The following is a 395-nucleotide window of genomic DNA, read 5'->3' as shown; positions in this document are numbered from 1 at the left end:
TCGCTGACGGTCAGTTCGGCAGCATCCGTGCTACCATTCAGGACCCGATCGCTGGCATCACTGGCAACCAGAAGCTGGAAGATTCCTGGGCCGCTGGTGTCCGCCTCGGCTGGCTGGTCGCTCCGAACGTTCTCTCCTACGTCAACGGCGGTTACTCGGGCGCTCACTTCGGCCAGACCAACTTCATGACCCTGGCCGGCGCGCCCGCCGGTATCCATCTCAACAGCTACAACCGCAATGGCTGGTTCATCGGCGGCGGCGTCGAGAACAACCTGAACATCTTCGGCATCCAGTCGCCCGGCTGGTTCATGAAGACCGAGTATCGCTCGGCCTTCTACAACGCCAAGACCCAGAACGAACTGTTCGATGCTGGCAACGTCCTCGTCGGCCGCGAC

At 61.8% G+C, this 395-nt stretch carries 1 pseudogene; it reads left to right on the top strand.

Features of this window, described 5'->3' with window-relative positions:
* A pseudogene (locus IVB47_RS12815) lies at positions 1–395 on the top strand (porin family protein); the annotation flags it as partial.

It is taken from the genome of Bradyrhizobium sp. 62, from assembly GCF_023073035.1.
Taxonomy (GTDB): Bacteria; Pseudomonadota; Alphaproteobacteria; order Rhizobiales; family Xanthobacteraceae; genus Bradyrhizobium.
This window is presented reverse-complemented; position numbering and strand designations above follow the sequence as displayed.